The sequence below is a fragment of the Cellulosimicrobium sp. CpK407 genome (assembly GCF_051844275.1).
In the GTDB taxonomy this organism is placed as follows: domain Bacteria; phylum Actinomycetota; class Actinomycetes; order Actinomycetales; family Cellulomonadaceae; genus Cellulosimicrobium; species Cellulosimicrobium cellulans_G.
Window position 1 is genome coordinate 1 of sequence record NZ_JBGNYC010000043.1, and the last position, 19526, is coordinate 19526.

At 76.1% G+C, this 19526-nt stretch carries 18 protein-coding genes; 10 read left to right on the top strand and 8 right to left on the bottom strand.

What is annotated here, in order from left to right:
• Positions 1-144: 144 nt before the first annotated feature.
• The 3 genes from ABWU78_RS16170 (at position 145) to ABWU78_RS16180 (ending at position 4588) form a co-directional block, all read left to right on the top strand.
• The gene (locus ABWU78_RS16170) at positions 145-816 is read left to right on the top strand and encodes a TetR/AcrR family transcriptional regulator (RefSeq protein WP_439158952.1); all 672 of its coding nucleotides are present in this window, start codon (positions 145-147) and stop codon (positions 814-816) included.
• Between the two features lie 128 nt (positions 817-944).
• On the top strand, positions 945-3182 hold the full coding sequence (locus ABWU78_RS16175; RefSeq protein WP_439158953.1) for a glycoside hydrolase family 3 N-terminal domain-containing protein: 2238 nt from the start codon (positions 945-947) through the stop codon (positions 3180-3182).
• A gap of 59 nt (positions 3183-3241) precedes the next feature.
• Positions 3242-4588 carry a hypothetical protein gene (locus ABWU78_RS16180; protein WP_439158954.1) on the top strand — a complete coding sequence of 449 codons (1347 nt, stop codon included), beginning with the start codon at positions 3242-3244 and terminating at the stop codon, positions 4586-4588.
• An 84-nt stretch (positions 4589-4672) separates the two neighbouring features.
• Here the strand turns inward: ABWU78_RS16180 and ABWU78_RS16185 are convergent, their stop codons facing one another.
• Positions 4673-6988, bottom strand: coding sequence for a sodium-translocating pyrophosphatase (locus ABWU78_RS16185; RefSeq protein WP_439158955.1), 2316 nt, complete (start codon positions 6986-6988; stop codon positions 4673-4675).
• Positions 6989-7221: 233 nt separating this feature from the next.
• On the opposite strand from ABWU78_RS16185, the gene ABWU78_RS16190 reads away from it, so the two are divergent.
• Positions 7222-7785: a sigma-70 family RNA polymerase sigma factor gene (locus ABWU78_RS16190; RefSeq protein ID WP_253055289.1), complete on the top strand. Its 564-nt coding sequence runs from the start codon at positions 7222-7224 to the stop codon at positions 7783-7785.
• Positions 7782-9203 (top strand): hypothetical protein, encoded by a 1422-nt coding sequence (locus ABWU78_RS16195; RefSeq protein WP_439158956.1) that lies wholly within the window; start codon positions 7782-7784, stop codon positions 9201-9203. The genes ABWU78_RS16190 and ABWU78_RS16195 overlap by 4 nt, the downstream gene beginning before the upstream one ends.
• 31 nt (positions 9204-9234) lie before the next feature.
• Here ABWU78_RS16195 and ABWU78_RS16200 read toward each other — a convergent pair whose 3' ends face one another.
• On the bottom strand, positions 9235-10065 hold the full coding sequence (locus ABWU78_RS16200) for an alpha/beta fold hydrolase (protein ID WP_439158957.1): 831 nt from the start codon (positions 10063-10065) through the stop codon (positions 9235-9237).
• 116 nt (positions 10066-10181) lie between these two features.
• Here ABWU78_RS16200 and ABWU78_RS16205 point away from each other — a divergent pair, with 116 nt between their 5' ends.
• The 3 genes from ABWU78_RS16205 to ABWU78_RS16215 are packed head-to-tail and all read left to right on the top strand — an operon-like array spanning position 10182 to position 12940.
• Positions 10182-10775, top strand: coding sequence for a sigma-70 family RNA polymerase sigma factor (locus ABWU78_RS16205; protein WP_439158958.1), 594 nt, complete (start codon positions 10182-10184; stop codon positions 10773-10775).
• Positions 10772-11482, top strand: a complete 711-nt coding sequence (locus tag ABWU78_RS16210) for a hypothetical protein (protein WP_439158959.1) — start codon at positions 10772-10774, stop codon at positions 11480-11482. Before ABWU78_RS16205 ends, ABWU78_RS16210 begins: the two co-directional genes overlap by 4 nt.
• Before the next feature lie 54 nt (positions 11483-11536).
• On the top strand, positions 11537-12940 hold the full coding sequence (locus ABWU78_RS16215; protein ID WP_439158960.1) for a M18 family aminopeptidase: 1404 nt from the start codon (positions 11537-11539) through the stop codon (positions 12938-12940).
• Between the two features lie 61 nt (positions 12941-13001).
• Here the strand turns inward: ABWU78_RS16215 and ABWU78_RS16220 are convergent, their stop codons facing one another.
• Positions 13002-13649 (bottom strand): SRPBCC family protein, encoded by a 648-nt coding sequence (locus ABWU78_RS16220; protein WP_439158961.1) that lies wholly within the window; start codon positions 13647-13649, stop codon positions 13002-13004.
• A gap of 104 nt (positions 13650-13753) precedes the next feature.
• Between ABWU78_RS16220 and ABWU78_RS16225 the strand changes: the two genes are divergently transcribed.
• Positions 13754-16327, top strand: a complete 2574-nt coding sequence (locus ABWU78_RS16225) for a DEAD/DEAH box helicase (protein ID WP_439158962.1) — start codon at positions 13754-13756, stop codon at positions 16325-16327.
• A 113-nt stretch (positions 16328-16440) separates the two neighbouring features.
• On the opposite strand, the gene ABWU78_RS16230 is transcribed toward ABWU78_RS16225, so the two are convergent.
• The 3 genes from ABWU78_RS16230 to ABWU78_RS16240 form a co-directional block, all read right to left on the bottom strand.
• On the bottom strand, positions 16441-16908 hold the full coding sequence (locus ABWU78_RS16230) for an Rv3654c family TadE-like protein (RefSeq protein ID WP_439158963.1): 468 nt from the start codon (positions 16906-16908) through the stop codon (positions 16441-16443).
• On the bottom strand, positions 16905-17198 hold the full coding sequence (locus tag ABWU78_RS16235) for a TadE family type IV pilus minor pilin (RefSeq protein WP_253055331.1): 294 nt from the start codon (positions 17196-17198) through the stop codon (positions 16905-16907). Before ABWU78_RS16235 ends, ABWU78_RS16230 begins: the two co-directional genes overlap by 4 nt.
• Before the next feature lie 237 nt (positions 17199-17435).
• Positions 17436-17642, bottom strand: a complete 207-nt coding sequence (locus ABWU78_RS16240) for a DUF4244 domain-containing protein (RefSeq protein ID WP_308202353.1) — start codon at positions 17640-17642, stop codon at positions 17436-17438.
• Positions 17643-17793: 151 nt separating this feature from the next.
• On the opposite strand from ABWU78_RS16240, the gene ABWU78_RS16245 reads away from it, so the two are divergent.
• Complete coding sequence (locus ABWU78_RS16245; RefSeq protein ID WP_353707562.1) at positions 17794-18198, top strand: hypothetical protein; 405 nt, start codon at positions 17794-17796, stop codon at positions 18196-18198.
• Between the two features lie 78 nt (positions 18199-18276).
• Here the strand turns inward: ABWU78_RS16245 and ABWU78_RS16250 are convergent, their stop codons facing one another.
• Complete coding sequence (locus ABWU78_RS16250) at positions 18277-18894, bottom strand: type II secretion system F family protein (protein ID WP_353707561.1); 618 nt, start codon at positions 18892-18894, stop codon at positions 18277-18279.
• Positions 18891-19394 (bottom strand): hypothetical protein, encoded by a 504-nt coding sequence (locus tag ABWU78_RS16255; protein WP_353707560.1) that lies wholly within the window; start codon positions 19392-19394, stop codon positions 18891-18893. Before ABWU78_RS16255 ends, ABWU78_RS16250 begins: the two co-directional genes overlap by 4 nt.
• Positions 19395-19526: the final 132 nt, after the last annotated feature.

A 19526-nucleotide genomic window follows, 5' to 3' on the forward strand; every position in this document is an offset into this window, starting at 1 on the left:
GCGGCACCACCACCCACCCCGCCCACCCAGGGCAACCCCACGCCGTCGAACACAGAAACCACGGCTCTACCTCGGCCAACCAGGGCTCTACCTCGGCGTACCGGGTCTCCGGGCGCGCGGTGTCGGCCTCACTACGATGGCAGCGTGGACGACGGAGCGGGCACCATCGACCGGGCGGCGCGGCACGACGGGGGGAACGCGGGGACCGGGACGGTCCACGACCCGGCGCACGGGGCGCGCGCCACGGTGCAGGGGCGCAGCGCGCAACGACAGCGCGCGATGGTGGAGGCGGCGGCGCACCTGCTCATCGAGGAGGGCTTCGGCGCCGTGACCCACCGCCGGGTGGCGCGCGCGGCGGGCGTGCCGCAGGGCTCGGCGTCGTACTACTTCCCGACGAGCGCGTCGCTGGTCTCGACGGCGGTCGAGGCCGCGGAGGACGTGCGCGCCACGGCGGCGCAGGACCGGGCGGACACGCTGTCGCGGGAACGTCGTTCGAGCGCGGCGACCGCGCGCGAGCTGATCGAGACGCTGTACGCCCCGCACGTGGACGACACGGTGGTCGACGTGCGGCTGGACCCGATGCTGACGGCGATGCGCGACCCGGCGCTCCGGCCGATCATGCGCGCGTCGCGGCCGCGCCTGCTCGCCGCGGCGCAGACCGTGCTGGACGCGTCGGGGCACGCGCACGTGTCGGACGTCGACCTGGTGGCGCACGTCGTCGACGCGGCGCTGCTGTCCGCGGCGGCGGCGGAGGACGGGCGCGTGCTGGACCACGCGACGGAGACGGTCGCGCGCTTCCTGGACCACTGGCACTGAGCACCCAAACTTACTTACCGGTTATTCAGTTTTACCGGTAGAGTGGCCGCGCCCGGGCTCCCGAGCGTGAGCGGTGACCGCTCGACGCGCACCCGGGAACCGTCGCCGTCGCCGTGGAAGGACCGTCCGTGAGCACCCTCCCCTACCTCGATCCTGCGCTGCCCGTGGCCGACCGCGTCGAGGACCTCCTGGCGCGGATGACGCTCCCCGAGAAGGTCGGGCAGATGCTGCAGCTCGACGCGCGCGACGGCGTCGGCCCGGCGGTCCTGGACAAGCACGCGGGGTCGCTGCTGCACACGTCCCCGCAGAACGTGCTCGAGGCCCACGCGCTCACCGGGCAGACCCGGCTCGGCATCCCCCTGCTCGTCGCCGAGGACTGCATCCACGGCCACTCCTTCTGGGTCGGCGCGACGATCTTCCCCACGCAGCTCGGCATGGCGGCCACGTGGGACCCCGACCTCGTCGAGCAGGTCGCCCGCGCCACGGCCGTCGAGGTCGCCGCGACCGGCATCCACTGGACGTTCTCGCCGGTGCTGTGCATCGCGCGCGACCTGCGCTGGGGCCGCGTCGACGAGACCTTCGGCGAGGACCCGTACCTCATCGGCGAGCTCGCGTCGGCGATGGTGCGCGGGTACCAGGGCGAGGGTCTCGCGGACCCGACCGGGGTCCTCGCGACCGCCAAGCACTTCGCCGGCTACTCCGAGACGCAGGGCGGCCGCGACGCGAGCGAGGCCGACATCTCGCCGCGCAAGCTCCGGTCCTGGTTCCTGCCCCCGTTCGAGCGCGTCGCCCGCGAGGGCTGCGCGACCTTCATGCTCGGCTACCAGTCCATGGACGGCGTGCCGGTCACCGTCAACGGCTGGCTGCTCGACGACGTCCTGCGCGGCGAGTGGGGCTACACCGGGACGCTCGTCACCGACTGGGACAACGTCGGCCGCATGGTCTGGGAGCAGCACATCCAGCCCGACTACGTGCACGCCTCCGCCGCCGCCGTCCGCGCGGGCAACGACATGGTCATGACGACGCCGAAGTTCTTCGAGGGCGCGCTGGAGGCGGTCGCGCGCGGGCTCGTCGAGGAGTCGGCGATCGACGCGGCGGTCCGCCGCATCCTCACGCTGAAGTTCCGGCTCGGCCTGTTCGAGGACCCGCGACGCCCCGACGTCGCGCGCCAGGAGGCCGTCATCGCCTCGGCGGAGCACACGGCCGTCAACCTCGAGGTCGCGCGCCGCTCCCTCGTCCTGCTGACGAACGACGGCACGCTCCCCTTCACGGGCGGGCGCACGGTCGCCGTCGTCGGGCCGAACGCGGACGACGACCACACGCAGCTCGGGGACTGGGCCGGAGCGTCGGGGCAGGCCGACTGGCTGCCCGACGGGCATCCGCGCGAGATGACGACGACCGTCCTCGACGGCTTCCGCGCGCACGTCCCCGAGGGATGGACGGTCACGCACGCGCGCGGTGCCGACATCCTCACGCTCGAGCCCGACCCGGAGGGCGAGCTGTTCCCCGACGGGCAGCCGCGCCCGCAGGTCGTCGTGCCGGCCGAGCCCGACGACGCGCTGATCGCCGAGGCCGTGGCCGTGGCGCGCGACGCGGACCTCGTCGTCGCCGTCGTCGGCGACCGGATCGAGCTCGTCGGCGAGGGCAAGTCGACCGCGACGCTCGAGCTCGTCGGCGGCCAGGTCGCGCTGCTCGACGCGCTCGTCGAGACGGGCACACCCGTCGTGGTCGTCGTCGTCGCGTCCAAGCCGCTCGTCCTCCCGCCGTCCGCCCACGCCGCCGCCGCGATCGTCTGGGCCGCGAACCCCGGCATGCGCGGCGGGCAGGCGGTGGCCGAGCTCGTGCTCGGGCAGATCGAGCCCGAGGGGCGGCTCCCGATCTCCTTCGCGCGCCACGCCGGCCAGCAGCCCACCTACTACAACGTGGTGCGCGGCCAGCACGGCGACCGGTACGCCGACCTCACGCAGCGCCCCGCGTTCGCCTTCGGGGAGGGCCTGAGCTACACGACGGTCGACTACGCGGACCTGCGCGTCCTGGGCTCCGTGCACGGCCCCGACGACGTCGTCCGCGCCCAGGTCACGCTGACCAACACCGGCGCACGGCCCGTCCGCGAGACCGTGCAGGTCTACGTGAGCGACACGGTCACGTCGGTGACGTGGGCCGAGAAGGAGCTCAAGGCGTACCGCAAGGTCGCGCTCGCGCCCGGCGAGCAGGTGACGGTCGACCTCGAGGTGCCCGTCGCGGACTGCACGCTCGTCGACGCCCAGGGCCGCCGGGTCGTCGAGCCGGGCGAGTTCGAGCTCCGCGTCGGCCCGTCGTCCCGCGACGACGCGCTGCTGCGCGCGCCGTTCACCGTCAAGGGCTGAGGGCAGGCCGCGTCCGGGGCGCCTGGGCCCCGGCCCTGCCCCCGCTACGATCGGCGACCGTGACCGTCGCCCCGCGCACCCTCGCCACGTCGTGCGCCGCCGTCCTCGTCGTCGGCCTCACCTCGGCGTGCGCGCTGAACGCGGGGTCGGCGAAGGCCCAGCGCTTCGAGGACGACTGGCGCGGCACGCCCGACGTGGCCGAGGTCGAGACCGACGCGTCGAACGACCTGCCCTTCGCGGGCTCCGCGCACGGGACCCTCGTCGTCGAGCCCGGCACGTCCGCGGAGCGCGTGGCCGAGCTGTTCCACGAGCTCGGTGCGTACGTCGACGCGCACGACGGCGTCGACGGGTCGCTCGAGGTCGAGCACCTGACGCTCGGCGCCCGTCCCGACCGCGAGCGCAACGACGCCGTCCTCGACACGTGGAACGCGCTCCGTGACGACCCGGCCGTCGTCGGCGGCGAGCTCGGCACGAGCGAGGTGAGCGTCGACCTGGACGACCCCGAGCGGTTCGCCCGTCTCGTCGCGGACCTCGCCCTCCCCGGGGACGAGCTGCAGCCGCTCGAGGGCACCGACGTCGTGGTCACCGCCGGACCGTTCGTCGCCGAGGTCGCCTCGGGGGACGACCCGAGCGCGGCGCTGGACGCGCTCCGCGCCGTCGACGACGAGTACGGCGTCACCGAGGCTCGGCTCGTGACCTCCCCGGACCCGTGCCTCGAGCTGCGCGTGGTCGACCCGGCCCGCGTCGCCGACGCGCAGGCCCTCGCCCGGTCCACCGCCCCCGAGATCGCCGGCGCGCTCGTCGTCCAGGGTGGCGACGTGACCTTCGAGGGGACCGACGCCGACGCCTCGCCGGAGGCGCTCGACCTCGCGGTCCGGCTCGGTGCACGCCCCGACGTCACCGCGGTCACGGTCACGCAGGACGGGCTCGAGGTCCGCGTGGACCATGTCGAGGTTGCCGTCGCGCTCGCCGACGAGCTCGCCGACGACCCCGACGCGGCGGTCCTGGGGTCGGTGCTCGCCGCCAACGACGACGTCCCCGGCCCGGGCGAACCGGGCCCGTGGGTCTTCCGCACCGTCGTGGCCGGTCGTACGCCGGGTCCGCTCACCGCAGCCGACGTGCGGGACGTCGGCGCCGCGGTCCCGGCGCTGGCTCGCCTCGCCGCGATCGACCGGGTGAGCGCCGAGTTCGGCGAGCACGCCCCGCTCACCGAGGAGGACGTGGCGGCGCTCGCGCGCGAGCTCGCCGTGCGGGTTCCCGCGGGGACGCCCGTCCAGGTCACGGCGGGGGGCGACTTCGCGGTCGAGCTCACCGCCGGGCCCGACCCGGTGCCCGGGGAGATCACGTACCCGACCCGGATCGACGACGACGTGTTCTACGACGCCTGGCGGGAGGCCTGGCCGTAGGCCGAGGGCACGCGAGAGGCTCCGCGCGGCAGGACGCCCGGGCCGCGCGGGCCCGGGCGTCCTCGTGCGCTGGTCCGCGACCGGTCAGGCGCCGGTCGCGACCCGCTCCGGCTCGACCGACGAGTCCTCGCGGTCGACCCGCGCCGCGCGCAGGCGGGACATGATCACCGCGCCGAAGGCGATCGCCGCCGCGACCACGGCGATGCCGATGCGCAGCGCGTGGTTCGCGTCCGCGGGCACGCTCATGAGCACCACCGCGGGGGCGATGAGCACCGACACGAGGTTCATGACCTTGATGAGCGGGTTGATCGCCGGGCCGGCCGTGTCCTTGAACGGGTCGCCGACGGTGTCGCCGATGACGGTCGCGGCGTGCGCCTCGGAGCCCTTGCCCCCGTAGGCGCCGTCCTCGACGATCTTCTTCGCGTTGTCCCACGCCCCGCCCGAGTTGGCGAGGAACACCGCCATGAGGACGCCCGCGCCGATCGCCCCGGCGAGGAAGCCGGCGAGCGGGCCGACGCCCAGGCCGAACCCGACCGCGATGGGCGCGAACGCGGCGAGGAGGCCCGGCGTCGCGAGCTCGCGCAGCGAGTCGCGCGTGCAGATGTCCACGACCTTGCCGTACTCCGGGCGCTCCTGGAACGTCATGATCCCGGGGTGCTCGCGGAACTGGCGGCGCACCTCGAAGACGATCGCCCCGGCGGCCCGCGTCACGGCGTCGATCGCGAGACCGGAGAAGAGGAAGACCGTCGCGGCGCCGAGGATCACGCCCACGAGCGTGATCGGCGAGATGATCTCGTAGTCGAGCATCGCCGTGACGAGGCCGCTGCCGACCGTCTGGACGTCCGCCATCGCGTGGCTCACGGCGTCGGCGTACGACCCGAACAGGGCGGTCGCCGCGAGCACCGCCGTCGTGATGGCGATGCCCTTGGTGATGGCCTTCGTCGTGTTCCCGACCGCGTCGAGGTCCGTGAGGATCTGCGCGGCCTCCGGGTCGCCATCGCCCGACTCGCCGACCGACATCTCGTAGATGCCCTGCGCGTTGTCCGAGACCGGGCCGAACGTGTCCATCGCGACGATGACGCCGACCGTGGTGAGCAGCCCGCACCCGGCGAGCGCGACGAGGAACAGCGCGAGCCACACCGAGCCGCCCGCGAGCAGGAACAGGCCGCAGATCGCCGCGGCGATCACGCCCGCCGTGTACACCGCGGACTCGAACCCGACGCCGATGCCGGACAGCACGACCGTCGCCGCGCCCGTGCGCGAGGTCGCCGCCACGTGCAGGGTCGGCTTCGACGTCGTGCCGGTGAAGTAGCCCGTGATCCACAGGATGATGCCCGCGAGGACGATGCCGATGACGACCGCGAGGCTCGCGACGACGCGCGGGTCGGCCGCGACCCCTGACAGGTCGCCAAGGTCCGCGGTGCCGTCGAGCGCCGAGAACGACGAGGGCAGGTAGACGAACGCGGCGACGGCGGCGAGCACCGCGCCGATCAGCGCCGAGAGGTAGAACCCGCGGTAGATGGCCTTGAGGCCGTTCTCCTGGCCGCGCACGCGCGTGATGAACACGCCGAGCACGGCGACGAGCGCGCCGATCGCGGTGACCACGAGCGGGAAGACGAGGCCCTCCTCGCCCATCGCGGCCTTGCCCAGGATGAGCGCCGCGACGAGCGTCACGGCGTACGACTCGAAGAGGTCGGCGGCCATGCCGGCGCAGTCGCCCACGTTGTCGCCCACGTTGTCCGCGATCGTCGCGGCGTTGCGCGGGTCGTCCTCGGGGATGCCCTGCTCGACCTTGCCGACCAGGTCCGCGCCGACGTCGGCCGCCTTGGTGAAGATGCCGCCGCCCACGCGCATGAACATCGCGAGCAGCGCGGCGCCGAAGCCGAAGCCCTCGAGCACGGCCGGGGCGTCGGCCTTGTAGACGAGCACGACCCCCGCGGCGCCGAGCAGGCCGAGGCCGACCACCGACATGCCGACGACGCCGCCCGTCCGGAACGCGATGCGCGCGCCCTCGGTGCGTCCGCCCGGCCGGGTCGCGGCCGACGCGACGCGCACGTTGGCACGCACCGCGAGCCACATGCCGAGGTAGCCGATCGCCGCCGAGAACCCGGCGCCGACGAGGAACGCGACCGAGCGCCCCACGCGGATGCCGCCGTCGCCCGGCAGGAGGAACAGCAGGCCGAACACGATCACCGCGAACAGCGCGAGCGTGCGGAACTGGCGGCTCAGGTAGGCCCCGGCGCCCTCCTGCACGGCCTGGGCGATGTCCTGCATCTTCGCCGTGCCCTCGTTCGCGGCGAGGACCTGTCTGCGCAGGACGAACGCGAAGACCAGCGCGACGAGCGCGATCACCGCGATGACGGTGACGATGGTGAGACTTTCCGAACCGAGCGTGAGCATCCGTCCTCCTTGACGAACCGCGCGACCGTCGCGCCGGTCCCCTGCCGGAGCGATGGGGGTGAGTCTACGCACGTGTGGCGCACGTCACGACCACTCGTGCAGGACGTCACAAACGCGGCGCACCGACCGGTCGTGAGCCGCCCCGAACCGCGAGCTCCGCCACCCCAACGAAACCCTCGACCCCGTCGTTGAGAAGGGCAAGAGTGGTTCCAGGAGCGGGGGAGGCGGTCGCGATGGCGCGATGGGAAGAGGTGCTGGACGAGATCGTCCGCACACGGCGTCGTGCCCTCGTGGGCTACGCCTATCTCCTCACGGGAGACGTCACGGAGGCGGAGGACCTCGTGCAGGACGCCCTGTTCCGGACGTTCCGGCGGGGCCGCGGGGCGACCGACTTCGCGCTCGCCGAGAGCTACGTGCGACGCGCGGTCCTCAGCGGGTTCCTCGACGGCACCCGACGGCGGCGCCGCTGGGACGGCGTGCGCCACCTGCTCGCCCCGCCCGTCCCCACCGACCGCGTCGAGCCCGTCGTCCAGGCGCGTGTCGACGTCGTCGAGGCGCTCGGCGCGCTCGCGCCCCGCGAGCGCGCGTGCGTCGTCCTGCGCTACTTCTCCGACCTCACCGTCCGGGACGTCGCCGAACGGCTCGCGCTGAGCGAGGGCGCCGTCAAGCGGTACCTGAGCGACGCGAACGCGAAGCTCGCGGCGCGGCTCGGCCCGCTGCGCGTCGCCGACGACGACCTGCCCGTCACGGCTCCCGTCCGCGGGAGCGCCCCGTCCGCCCCTGGAGGTGCGCGATGAACCGCCCCACGAACCCCGGCCCCGTCGACCTCGACGTCGTGCTGCGGTCGGTCGCCGACGAGGTGGTCCCCCAGACCGACGACGCGACGTCCGCCGGTCTCGTCCGCGACGGCGTGCGCCACGTCCGCCGTCGCCGTGCCGTCCTGGTCGGCGCGGCCGCCGTGCTCGCCGTCGCCGCCGCGGGCGTCGGCGCGAACGCCCTGCTCGCCGAGGACCCGCGCCCCGTCCTGCCCGCTCCCGCCCCGACCCCCGAGCCCACGCCGAGCCCGGCACCCACGTACCGGGCCGCGTTCCCCTCTCCCGTCACGACCGACGCGCTCCGGTGCGGCGCGCCCGCACCCACGGCGACGAGCACCGACGTGCTGGCGACGGCGTCGGTCGACCCGGCCGCCGTCACCGTGGCGTCCTCCGACCTCGTCGAGGTCACGGGGCGCGTGTCCGTCGACGCGGCCGCGCGCGTGAGCGTCCTGGACCCGGCCGGTCTCACCGGGTACGTCGTCGTGCAGGACGGCCTCGTCGTCTCGTTCCTGACGCCCACGAACCTCGACGGCGCGACGCCCGTCGACCTCGCCGAGGGCGACGTGCTCGACCTCGCCACCTCGGTCGACTCGTTCGCCTCGTGCGACCCCGACGGTGACACCGAGCACTCGCCCTCGCTGCCGCCGGGCGACTACGAGCTCGCGGTCGTCGTCCCCTGGGTCGTGTCGTCGTACGCGCTGGAGCGCGACGGCGCCTGGGGCGAGCCCGTGACCGCCGCCGACGGGTCGAGCGAGCCGCTCTTCGACGGCTGGCTCGTGACGCCGTCGGTGCCGTTCACGGTCTCGGCCGACCCCGACGCGGGACCATCCGCGTCCTCGCAGACCCCGGACCCGGTGCCCGGGGCCTTCACCGGCCCGACGACGACGTTCCCCGCAGCGCCGTCGTACGAGGACCTCCAGTGCGGCATGCCCGCGCCCGCCCCGACCGGCGACGAGCTCCTCGCACGGCTCGAGACCCCCGGGGCCCTCTCGGTGGCGGGCGGGACCGAGGTCACCCTCGCCGCCCGCCTCGCCGGGCTCCCCACGGCGCGCACCGAGACGGTCGACTTCCGCTGGCTCCGGGCGTACGTCGTCGCCCGGGACGGGGTGATCGTCAGCTCGACCGTGCCGGCCACCGACTCCGAGGCGTACGCCGTCCTCGAGCCGGGCGCGACCGAGCCGCTCGACCACGTCGTCACCACCGCGGTGGCGTGCGAGTGGGGGCTGCCCTCGGACGCGTCGCTGCCGCCCGGCGAGTACACGGTGCAGGTCGTGCACCCGTGGATGATCACGCGGTACGCCCTGCAGCAGGTCGACGGGTCGTGGGGCGCCGAGACCGCGGGCGGGAGCCTCTACAAGGGCTGGCTCGTCTCGGCACCGGTCCGGCTGACGATCACCTGACCGGCGCCGATCCGGGCCGGTCAGGGGCCGGTCAGGGCCGGGCGTGCCCGTGCGGCGCGCCCGGCGTCCGCCGCTCCGTGCGGTGAGCGCCCGCAGCGAGGCGGGCGACGACGTCGGGCCGGGTGAGCGGGAACAGGTGCCCCTCGCCCGCGAGCCCGACGCGCGGGAGGGCGAGCCGGTCGGACAGCTCGCGCTGCTGGCGCAGGAACCGCGCGCTCCCGCGCAGACCCGTGACGAGCAACGGGTCCGCCGCCGTGGACAGGGAGCGCCCTGAGTCGAGCAGCGCGCGCACCCGCGGCGCCTGCTCCCAGCTCGCGAACCACTCGTGGGCGAGCATCGTCCAGGTGCTCGCGCTCCCGTAGCGCTCCCGCGCCACGTCGCGCGGGAGCGGGTCCGCGCGACGGGCGACGACCCGCACCGCCCGGCGCCGCAGGGCCGGTCCGGCCGTCGCGAGCGCGCTGCCGACCATCGCAGCCGCCGCGTCCCCCGCCCGGGCGGTCGGCCGCCCCGGGTGCAGGGCCGGGAGGTGCGGCTCCCACGGGCTCGTCGGGTCCAGGAGCACGAGGCGGCGCACCTCGCCCGGGTGCAGCAGCGCCCACTCCAGCGCGGCGAGCCCGCCCACGGAGTGACCGACGAGGTCCACCGGTCCGGAGCCGTCCAACCGCAGGGCCGTCCGCACCGCGTCGACCGGCCCGGTGACCGGCGTGCGCCACGCGTCCAGGACGCGCACGTCGTCGGTGCGCGCGGCGTCTCGGAGCTCGCCCGCCAGCGGCGCGAAGTCCTCGGGCGTCAGCGCCAGCCCGGGGAGGACGACCCAGGTCGTCGCGCGGTCCGGCGCGTCCGCTCCTCGGCCTGCGCTCACGGACCCACCCTAGGGAGCAGGCCCGCGCCCCGCGCGGTACAACGTTTCGCGGGCGCCGCTCGTCTCATGATGCGACAGGACGAACGCACCCGCGACGTCCCACCTCGAGGAGGACCGTGCGACCAGCGACCGGCCAGGACCGCCCCGCCGACGACCCGCTCACGGTGCTCGTGCGGGACCGCGGCAGCGCGCTCGTGGGCTACGCGTACCTCCTCACCGGGGACGTCCCCGCCGCCGAGGACCTCGCGCAGGAGGCCGTGGTCCGCGTGTTCGTCCGGTCCCGACGCCACCGATGGCCCGACGCACCCGAGTCGTACGTGCGCCGTGCCATCCTCTCGCTGTACGTCGACGGGTACCGGCGCTCCCGACGCTGGCGCGACGTCGAGCACCTCGTCGCCGTTCCCCCGCACCGGGACGGCCCGGCGGACGCCGCCGACACCTCCGCCGACGTCCGCGACGCGCTGCGCGCGCTCGCGCCGCAGGAGCGCGCGTGCGTCGTGCTGCGCTACTACGACGACCTCACCGTCCCGCGGATCGCCGAGCACCTCGGGCTCTCCGTGGGGACGGTCAAGCGCTACCTGCACAACGCCGTCGGCAAGCTCGAGACCCTCCTGGGCCCCCTCGACGACGCGGCGGACGACGACACCGACGACCAGGTCGGGCTCGTGACTCCCCACGCCCCGACCACGCCTCGGAGGGCAGACGCATGACCCGCCTCGACGACTCCCTCCACGAACTCGCCGACACGCCACGACGCGAGGGCGTCGTGCTGCCGCTCGCCGACGTCCAGCACCGGGTCCGCCGCGGACGACGCGTCCGCCGCACCGCGACGGCCGGGATCGTGACGGCCGGCGTCGTGGGGGTCGGCGTCGCGGCCGTGTCGCTGGGACTCCCGGGATGGCGTGCCACCGAACCCCCGCCCGCGGCCACGTCCGCTCCTCCGGAGGTCGTCGCACCGCTCGTCGGGACGACCGTCGCGTGCGGGACTCCCGAGGCGGACCTCGCCGCCACGACGACGCTCACGCTCACCGGGCCGGGCGGCGCCGGGGTCCCCGGCGTGCAGGAAGGAGACGTCGGGTCCCTCGAGCTCACGAACCACGGCGAGGAGCCGTTCGTCGCGGCGTCGAACGGTTTCGCACGCACGGTGCTCGTCGACGACGCGGTGGTCGTCGCCGTGCCGATGATGGAGCCCGCCCCGTTCCACCCGATCGACCTCGCGTCCGGGGAGCGCCAGCCCTTCGGCATCACCCCGCCGAGTCCGTGCGACGGCGGCACGCTCGCACCCGGCACCTACACCGGCTACTACGTGCTCGAGGTCGACGCGCTCGGGAGCGCCGCCGACCTCGACGCCTGGCACGGCACGACCGGCACGTCCACGTCGATCGTCAGCGCACCGTTCGAGGTGGTCGTCGGGTGACTCTTCCCGGCAGCGACCCGGGGCGAGGACCCCGCCGTGGGCGATGATGGGCGGGTGACCTCACCGACCGCACCCGCCGCCGTGACCGACCCGACCCCTCACGACCGCGCGCGTGCGCACGCCCAAGAGCTCGCGACGTTCGTCGAGGCGTCCCCGTCGTCGTACCACGCGGCCCACGAGGTCGCGCGCCGCCTGGAGGCCGCCGGCTTCGAGTGGCTCGACGAGACAGCGGCGTGGCCGCCGGCGACCGGCAGCGAGGGCGACGGGCGCGCGGGCGGGCGGTACGTCGTCGTGCGGGACGGTGCGGTGATCGCCTGGGCGGTCCCCGCGGGCGCGACCGCGACGACGCCGTTCGCGATCCTCGGCGCCCACACCGACTCTCCCGGCTTCAAGCTCAAGCCGCGGCCCGGCGTCGTGCGCGAGGGCTGGTGGCAGGCGGGCGTCGAGATCTACGGCGGGCCGCTGCTCAACTCGTGGCTCGACCGCGAGCTGGAGCTCGCCGGGCGCCTGGTGACGTCCGACGGCGTGGAGCACCTCGTGCGCACGGGGCCGCTGCTGCGCATCCCGCAGCTCGCGGTCCACCTCGACCGCGCCGCGAACGACGGGCTCGCGCTCGACAAGCAGCAGCACACGCAGCCGGTGTGGGGGCTGGCGTCGGCGGCCGGCCCGGCGGGGTCGGACGCGGTGGGCGCGGGTGCCGGGCCGGGCGGCGCCGACGTCGTCGCCGAGCTCGCGCACCACGCGGGCGTCCGGGCGAGCGAGGTCGCGGGCTACGACGTCGTCGTCGCGGACACGCAGGCGCCGCGCGTGTTCGGCGCGCACGGCGCGTTCCTCGCGTCGGGCCGTCTCGACAACCTGCTCTCCGTGCACGCCGGGCTCGTCGCGCTGCTCGAGGTCGCCGGGACGCCGGACGCCCCCGTCGAGGGGGACGTGATCCCCGTGCTCGCGGCGTTCGACCACGAGGAGATCGGCTCCGAGTCACGCTCCGGCGCGTCGGGCCCGTTCCTCGCGGACGTGCTCGACCGGATCGCGACCGGCCTCGGCGCGACGCCCGAGGAGCGGCACCGCCAGCTCGCCGCGTCGCTGTGCGTGTCGAGCGACGTCGGGCACTCGGTGCACCCCAACTACCCGGAGCGCCACGACCCCGCGAACCGACCGCTCGCGGGCGGCGGGCCGATCCTCAAGATCAACGCGAACCAGCGCTACACGACCGACGCGCACGGCGCCGCGGCCTGGGCGCGGGCCTGCGCACGGGCGGGCGTGCCGAGCCAGGAGTTCGTGTCGAAGAACACCGTGCCGTGCGGCTCGACGATCGGCCCGCTCACGGCGACCCGCCTCGGCATCCGCACGGTCGACGTCGGCGTCCCCATCCTCTCGATGCACTCCGCACGCGAGCTGACGGCGGTCGTCGACCCGTGGTACCTCTCCCGCGCGGTGACGGAGATCTTCCGCGGCTGACGCCCCCCAGCCGCGTCGGCAGTCCTCGCGGTAGCGGGGGCGGCGGGTGGCTCGTTCCGCGTCAGCCGCGGCCGGCGCGGGCGCGGATGCCGCGCAGCATCTTCTGCGTCATGAGGAAGCTCACCGGCTGGAGCGCCTCGACCGTGGCCCGGCCTGCGGGGCCGAGCGGGAGGTAGCGCTCGCGGACCAGCAGGCGCGACCTCGGTGTGCCGTCCACCGCCGACGGGAGCGGGCGGACGACGAACGCCCACGAGAACCGGAACGGCATCGTGTCCGGCTGGCCCGGCCCGGGGGCGCCGCGCAGCACGAGGTGCGAGCCCGGCTCCAGGAGCGCGACGCGCAGGGCGACCTCGTCGGCGAGGTGGACGTCGTCGCCGACCGCCAGCCCCTGCCAGCGCTCCTCGATCGCGTCCGCGCTCCGGATGCCCAGCCCCACGAGGTTCTCGAGCGCGTCGTAGGAGTAGAAGCCCCCGCGGCCCTGGCCGAGCTGCACGAGCCACGGCCAGACCTGCGCCGGCGGAGCGTCGACCGTGACCGCCCGCGTCGCGACGACGGCACGCGCGTCGGGCACGAGGTCGTCGCCCGGGAGCACGCACTCGTGCTCGCCCTCCCACGTGCCCCACGTCTGGGTCATGCGCCGGGTGAGCAGGAGCGCCCCGACGGCGAGCGCCGGCGTCGCCACGACCCGGACCCCGCGCACCGCTCCCATGCGTCGATCCTCGGCCGCGCGGTGCGCGCCGCGCGAGGGCCGGAGGTCCCGCGCACGGCCGCCGTCGGGCCGAAGGATGGGCCGGAGGTGGGAGACTCGGAGGCGTGCCGCACGCCCCCTCCCCCACCTCCCTGCGACCGACGAGCGCGGCCCTGCTCGACGTGCTGCGCGCGGGCGGGCGACGCGACGAACGGCTGCTGCACGTGCGCGAGCTGCCCGCGCGGGCGGGCACCCAGGCCGAGTGGCCGGCGTGGGCCGACGCGTCGCTCGTCGCGGGCTACCGCGCGCTCGGCGTCGGCCGCCCGTGGGAGCACCAGGTCGCGGCGGCCGACGCCGCGTGGTCGGGCCGGCACGTCGCGCTCGCCACCTCGACGGGCTCCGGCAAGTCGCTCGCGTTCTGGCTCCCCGCCCTCTCCTCGGTCCGGGCCGACGCCGCCGCGCGCCTCCTCGACCCCGGCCGCATCGAGTCGGTCGCCCGACGCGGCGCCGTGCTCTACCTCTCGCCCACCAAGGCGCTCGCCGCCGACCAGCTCTCGGGGCTCCAGCGGCTGCTCGACGCCGCCGGGACGCGCGACGTGCGGGTCGCGACGTGCGACGGCGACACCGGGCAGGACGAGCGGCGCTGGGTCCGCGAGCACGCCGACGTCGTGCTCACCAACCCGGACTTCCTGCACTTCGCGCTCCTGCCGAACCATCGCGGCTGGTCCCGGCTCCTGCGTGACCTCCGGTACGTCGTCGTGGACGAGGGCCACGCCTACCGCGGGGTGTTCGGCGCCCACGTCTCGCTCGTCCTGCGGCGGCTGCGGCGCCTCGCCGCGCACTACGCGCGCGAGGGTGACCGGCCGCCGACGTTCGTCGTCGCGTCGGCCACGACCGCCGACCCTGCGACGAGCGCCGCACGCCTCGTGGGCGTCGAGCCCGACGATGTCGTGACGGTCGCGCAGGACACGTCGCCCGCGGGGCGCAAGACGTTCGCGCTGTGGGAGCCGCCCGTCGTCGTGGGCTTCGACGCGGCCACCGACGCCGGTCCAGCCGAGGGGCACGACGACGACCCGACGGTCCCGACGGCCGTGGACGCCGCAGCCGAGCACCCGCGGCGCAGCGCGACGGCCGAGGTCGCGGACCTGCTCGCGGACCTCGTCATCGCGGGCGCGCGCACGCTCGCGTTCACGCGCTCGCGCCGCGGGGCGGAGTCGGTCGCGGTCCAGACGCAGGACAGCGTGCGCGTCGTCGACCCGCGGCTCGTGCGGCGCGTCGCCGCCTACCGGGGCGGGTACCTGCCCGAGGAGCGGCGCGAGCTCGAGGACGCCGTGCGCACGGGCGACGTCCTGGGCCTCGCGACGACCAACGCGCTCGAGCTCGGCGTCGACATCTCCGGCCTCGACGCCGTCCTCATCGCGGGCTGGCCGGGCACCCGCATGTCCGTGTGGCAGCAGGCGGGCCGCGCCGGGCGCGCGGGCGCGGACGGCCTCGTCGCGTTCGTCGCACGGGAGGACCCGCTCGACACGTTCCTCGTGCACCACCCCGAGGCCGTGTTCGACGCCCCGCTCGAGGCGACCGTGTTCGACCCCGCCAACCCGTACGTCCTCGCGCCCCACCTGTGTGCGGCAGCGGCCGAGAACCCGCTGCGCTCCGAGGACCTCGCGGCCTTCGGCGACCCCGACGCCGTGCGCGGTCTCCTCGACGTGCTCGTCGCCCGCGGCGCGCTGCGCCGTCGCGCGTCCGGGTGGTACTGGACGCACGCGCAGCCCGCGTCCGGTATGACGGACCTGCGCGGCTCGGGCGGCACGCCCGTGCGGGTCGCCGAGGCGCGCACCGGCCGGCTGCTCGGCACGGTCGACGCCGCGTCCGCGGACGGGTCCGTGCACGACGGCGCGGTGTACGTCCACCAGGGCCGCACCTACGTCGTGGAGCACCTCGACCTGGCCGACCACGTCGCGCTCGTGCGCCGCCAGGACGTCGACCACGGGACGTGGTCGCGGTCGGCGACGTCCATCACGATCGTCGACGAGCCCGCGGACGGGGACGTCGCCGCCGGGCGGGAGGTCGTCGAGCGGAGCTGGGGGCCCGTCGGCTGGGGGTACGGCCCGGTCGACGTGTGCTCGCAGGTCGTGAGCTTCCAGCGCCGGCGCCTCCCGGACATGCAGGTGCTCGGCACCGAGACCCTGGACCTCCCCGAGCGCACGCTCCCCACGATGGCCGTGTGGTGGACCGTCCCGCAGTCGGTGATCGAGGAGGCGGAGGTCGACGCCGACGAGCTGCCCGGCGCGCTGCACGCCGCCGAGCACGCGTCGATCGGCCTGCTCCCGCTCCTCGCCACGTGCGACCGCTGGGACCTCGGCGGCGTCTCCACCGCGCTGCACGCCGACACCGGCGAGGCGACCGTGTTCGTGCACGACGCCTACCCCGGCGGGGCCGGCTTCGCCGAGCGCGGGTTCGAGCTCGGCGCGACCTGGCTCCGCGCGACGCGCGACGCCATCGCGCGCTGCCCCTGCCACGACGGCTGCCCGGCGTGCGTGCAGTCGCCGAAGTGCGGGTCGTACAACGCCCCGCTCGAGAAGGCCGCCGCCGTCCGCCTGCTCGACGCCGTCCTCGCCCACGCCCCGGCGGGCGAGGATCTCGACCGCACGAGCGACGGCCCCGCCTCCACGAGCGAGGAGCCCGGCCGCAAGAGTTAGGACCGGGGCCCCACGGGAGAGAACCTGGGTGCCGCGAGGGAGAACCGTGGTCGCGCGGGGTAGAACCGCGGTTGCGCGAGGTCGAACCGCGGTCGTGCGAGGTCGAACCGCGGTCATCGTGTGGTCGCCGGGCCTGCGCGTGCGGCGGCGCTCGCCCGGCCGAGCGCGACACCGAGGACGGTGACGCCGACGGTCGTGGTGACATCCACCCGCACGACCCCGCCGCCCTGGTCTGCGCACGCCGTGACCGACACCGCGTTGCGGGCCGCGACCTCACGGGCGCGGTCGCACGGGTCCCAGCCGTCCCGAGCGGCCGTGGCGGCTGCGAGCGCCGCGAGGTCGGCGCCGGTCTGCGCCGCTCCGCGGGCGGCCTGGGCGTGCGCGAGCGCCGCCAGACCGAGGGCCAGCACGAGCACGGCCGCGACGATCCCGAGCACGAGCACCGTGCCCGCGCCGCGCTCCGTGTCGGGCGCCCCGTCGTACCGCCCGTTCCCGGCCCGGGCCGGGCCGCGACCGGTGCGGCGTCCCGGCCACGCACGCGCGGCCGCGCCGGTCCCGACGACGCTCCGGTCCGGGGTCATGGCTCGACCCACGCGACGGCCTCCCCGCTCGCGCGCAGCGGCGACCCGGAGAGCCAGCCGCCGACGACGGGCGTCGTGACGCGGACCTCCACCCACGGGTCCCCGCGCGTCACGCCGACGGTCGCGTCGTCCCCCGCCACCCGGAGCGCCGTCGCGCGCACGGTCGCGTCGTCCTCGCCGATGGCCGCGGCACGGGCGGCGGCCCTCGCCGCGTCGGCGGAGCGCATCTGCGCGCCCGCCGCCGCGGCGAGGGTGAGGACGACGACGAGGACGAGGACGACCGCCGGCAGCGCGACGGCGAGCTCCGCCGTGACCGCACCACGCTCCCGGCCGTCGCGCGACCGGACCTTGCACGGGCCGACCTCGCGCGGGCCGACCTCGGGCGGGCCGACCTCGTGCGAACCGACCTCGCGCGGGCGGACCTCGGGCGAACCGACCTCGCGCGGGCCGACCTCGTGCGGGCGGAGCGCCCACGGCCAGGGCGCGCGCCACGCACCGGTGCCCGAGCCTGCGTCCCGTCGCACGGCTCAGCCCAGCGACAGCGCGCTGCGCACGATGCCGAGCAGCAGCTCGCGCACCTCGCCGCTCTTGAGCACGACGATGAGCAACCCGGCGAAGCCCGCCGCCGCCACGGTCGCGATCGCGTACTCCGCGGTCGCGAGACCGGCCTCGCCGTCCTGTCCCGCGCTCTGTCCCGTCAGACGCGCGAGCGCGCGCCGTCCCTGTCCTGCCATGGGTGCTTCCCCCTTCTCGTGGCCCGTGGTCACGGGCGTGCGGCGCCACCGTGCCGCACACGAGCGCGCTCCCGCACGGCGCTGACACCGGACGGTGGACGGGACCGTCTCGATCCGGGCCTGTGGACGCCCACGCGCGCAGCATCCTGGCGTGGCACGACCGTCGGAGGGTGCAGCGCGGTCCGCACGCCTCGACCCCGCGAGCCTGGTCACCCTCGTGTGCGGCGTCCTGTGCCTCGTCGTCGCGGTTCTCGCTGCGCTCGCCCCGACCGCCGTCGTGCGCTACCGGCACGCGAACGACGCGTCGAGCGCGTGCCTGCTGGAGCAGCAGGCGCCGCCCGGGTTCGACGGCTACACCGACCGCGTGGTGGGGCGGTTCACGGTCCTGCCGGCCCGCGTCGACTGCGCCTGGCACCTGCCCGACGGCCGCGAGGTGCGGACGTCGCGCGCGGCCCTCCCCGGCATCACGACGGCCGCTCTCGTCCTGGGCGGCGTCGGGATCGCGGGCGTGGGGGCGACTTGCCTCCGCGTCGCACGCAGAGAGCAACCCGTGTAGCTGCGTGCCACCCGAGTAGCCGAGTGCCACCCGGGTAGCCGAGTGCCGCCCGTGCACCGGGGAGGTCGACGCTCACCGTCAACCCAGCAGGCCCGACCCCAGCGAGACGAGGACGGGCACGAGCCCGACGAGCACGAACGCCGGGAGGAAGCACGCGCCGAGCGGGAGGACGAGGTGCACGGCGAGGCGCGCCGCGGCCGCCTTGGCGGCGGCGGTCCGGTCCTGGCGCGACGCCTGCGCCGCGGCGCGCAGCGCGGGCGCGGGGGCCGCGCCGTGCAGCCAGGCCGGACGCAGCGCGCGCCGCACGACCTCGAGCCGCGGTGGCGCCGTGGCCCAGGCGGCGTCCCACGACGCGCCGAGGAGGAGCGCCGCGCCCGCGGCTCGCAGGGCGGCGCCCTCCCGACCGCCGACGCACACCCCGACCACGTCCAGCGCGCGCGGGACGGCTGCGCCGGAGCGGACCGCCGCCGCGAGGAGCTCGAGGAGCACGCCCGTCTCGAGGGGTCCGTCGTCCGGTCGCCCTCGACCTCCGCCCCGTCCCTCCCGCTCCGCCTCGCCCGTCGCCCCGCCGGGGCTGCCTGCGGTGCTCTCCGGCTGTCGCGACACCGCGACGGCCCGCCGCACGACGGCCGCCCGCGCCGCCCACCACGGCGCGGTCGCCACCAGGACCCACGCCGTCACCAGGAGCGCGGTCACCGGTCCTCCCCCGCGGCGCGCGCCCGCTCGACGAGCCGCCCGGACCAGGTGCGCCCCGCGAGCAGGAGCACGAGCCCGAGGAGCACCCCGACGGACCCGATGCCGCCGTCGGTCGCGGTGCCGAGCGGGTCGGCCCCGAGGACGTAGCCCAGCAGGACGCCCACCGCCGGGAGCCACAGGAGCACGCGCGCGGTCGCCCGCGGCCCGGCGAGCGCGGCGTCCCGCTCGGCGCGGGCCTCGGCGTCCGCCGCCACCGAGGCCGCGACCTCGTCGAGCACCGGGGCCAGCGGTGCGCCCACCTCGACCGCGAGCCGGCACGCCGCCACGAGGGCCCGCGCCGTGGGGAGCCCGCCCACGTGCGGCGCGAGGTCGACGACGCGGGGGACGCCCGCGGCGTCGACCCGCACCCCGAGCGCCCGCTCCCACGCCGCGCCGGGCGCGGCCCCGGACCGCAGGAGCGACCCGACCTGCGTCACGACGACGCGCACGAGCTCCGGCACGGCCCGCACCCGGGACCTGCGCCGCAGGAACACCGGTCGCCCCGTCCGCGGCGAGGACCGGCCGACGACGCTGCGGGCCGGGCGTCCGCCTCGTGCTACGGCGCACCAGACCGCGGCGCCGACGAGCGCACC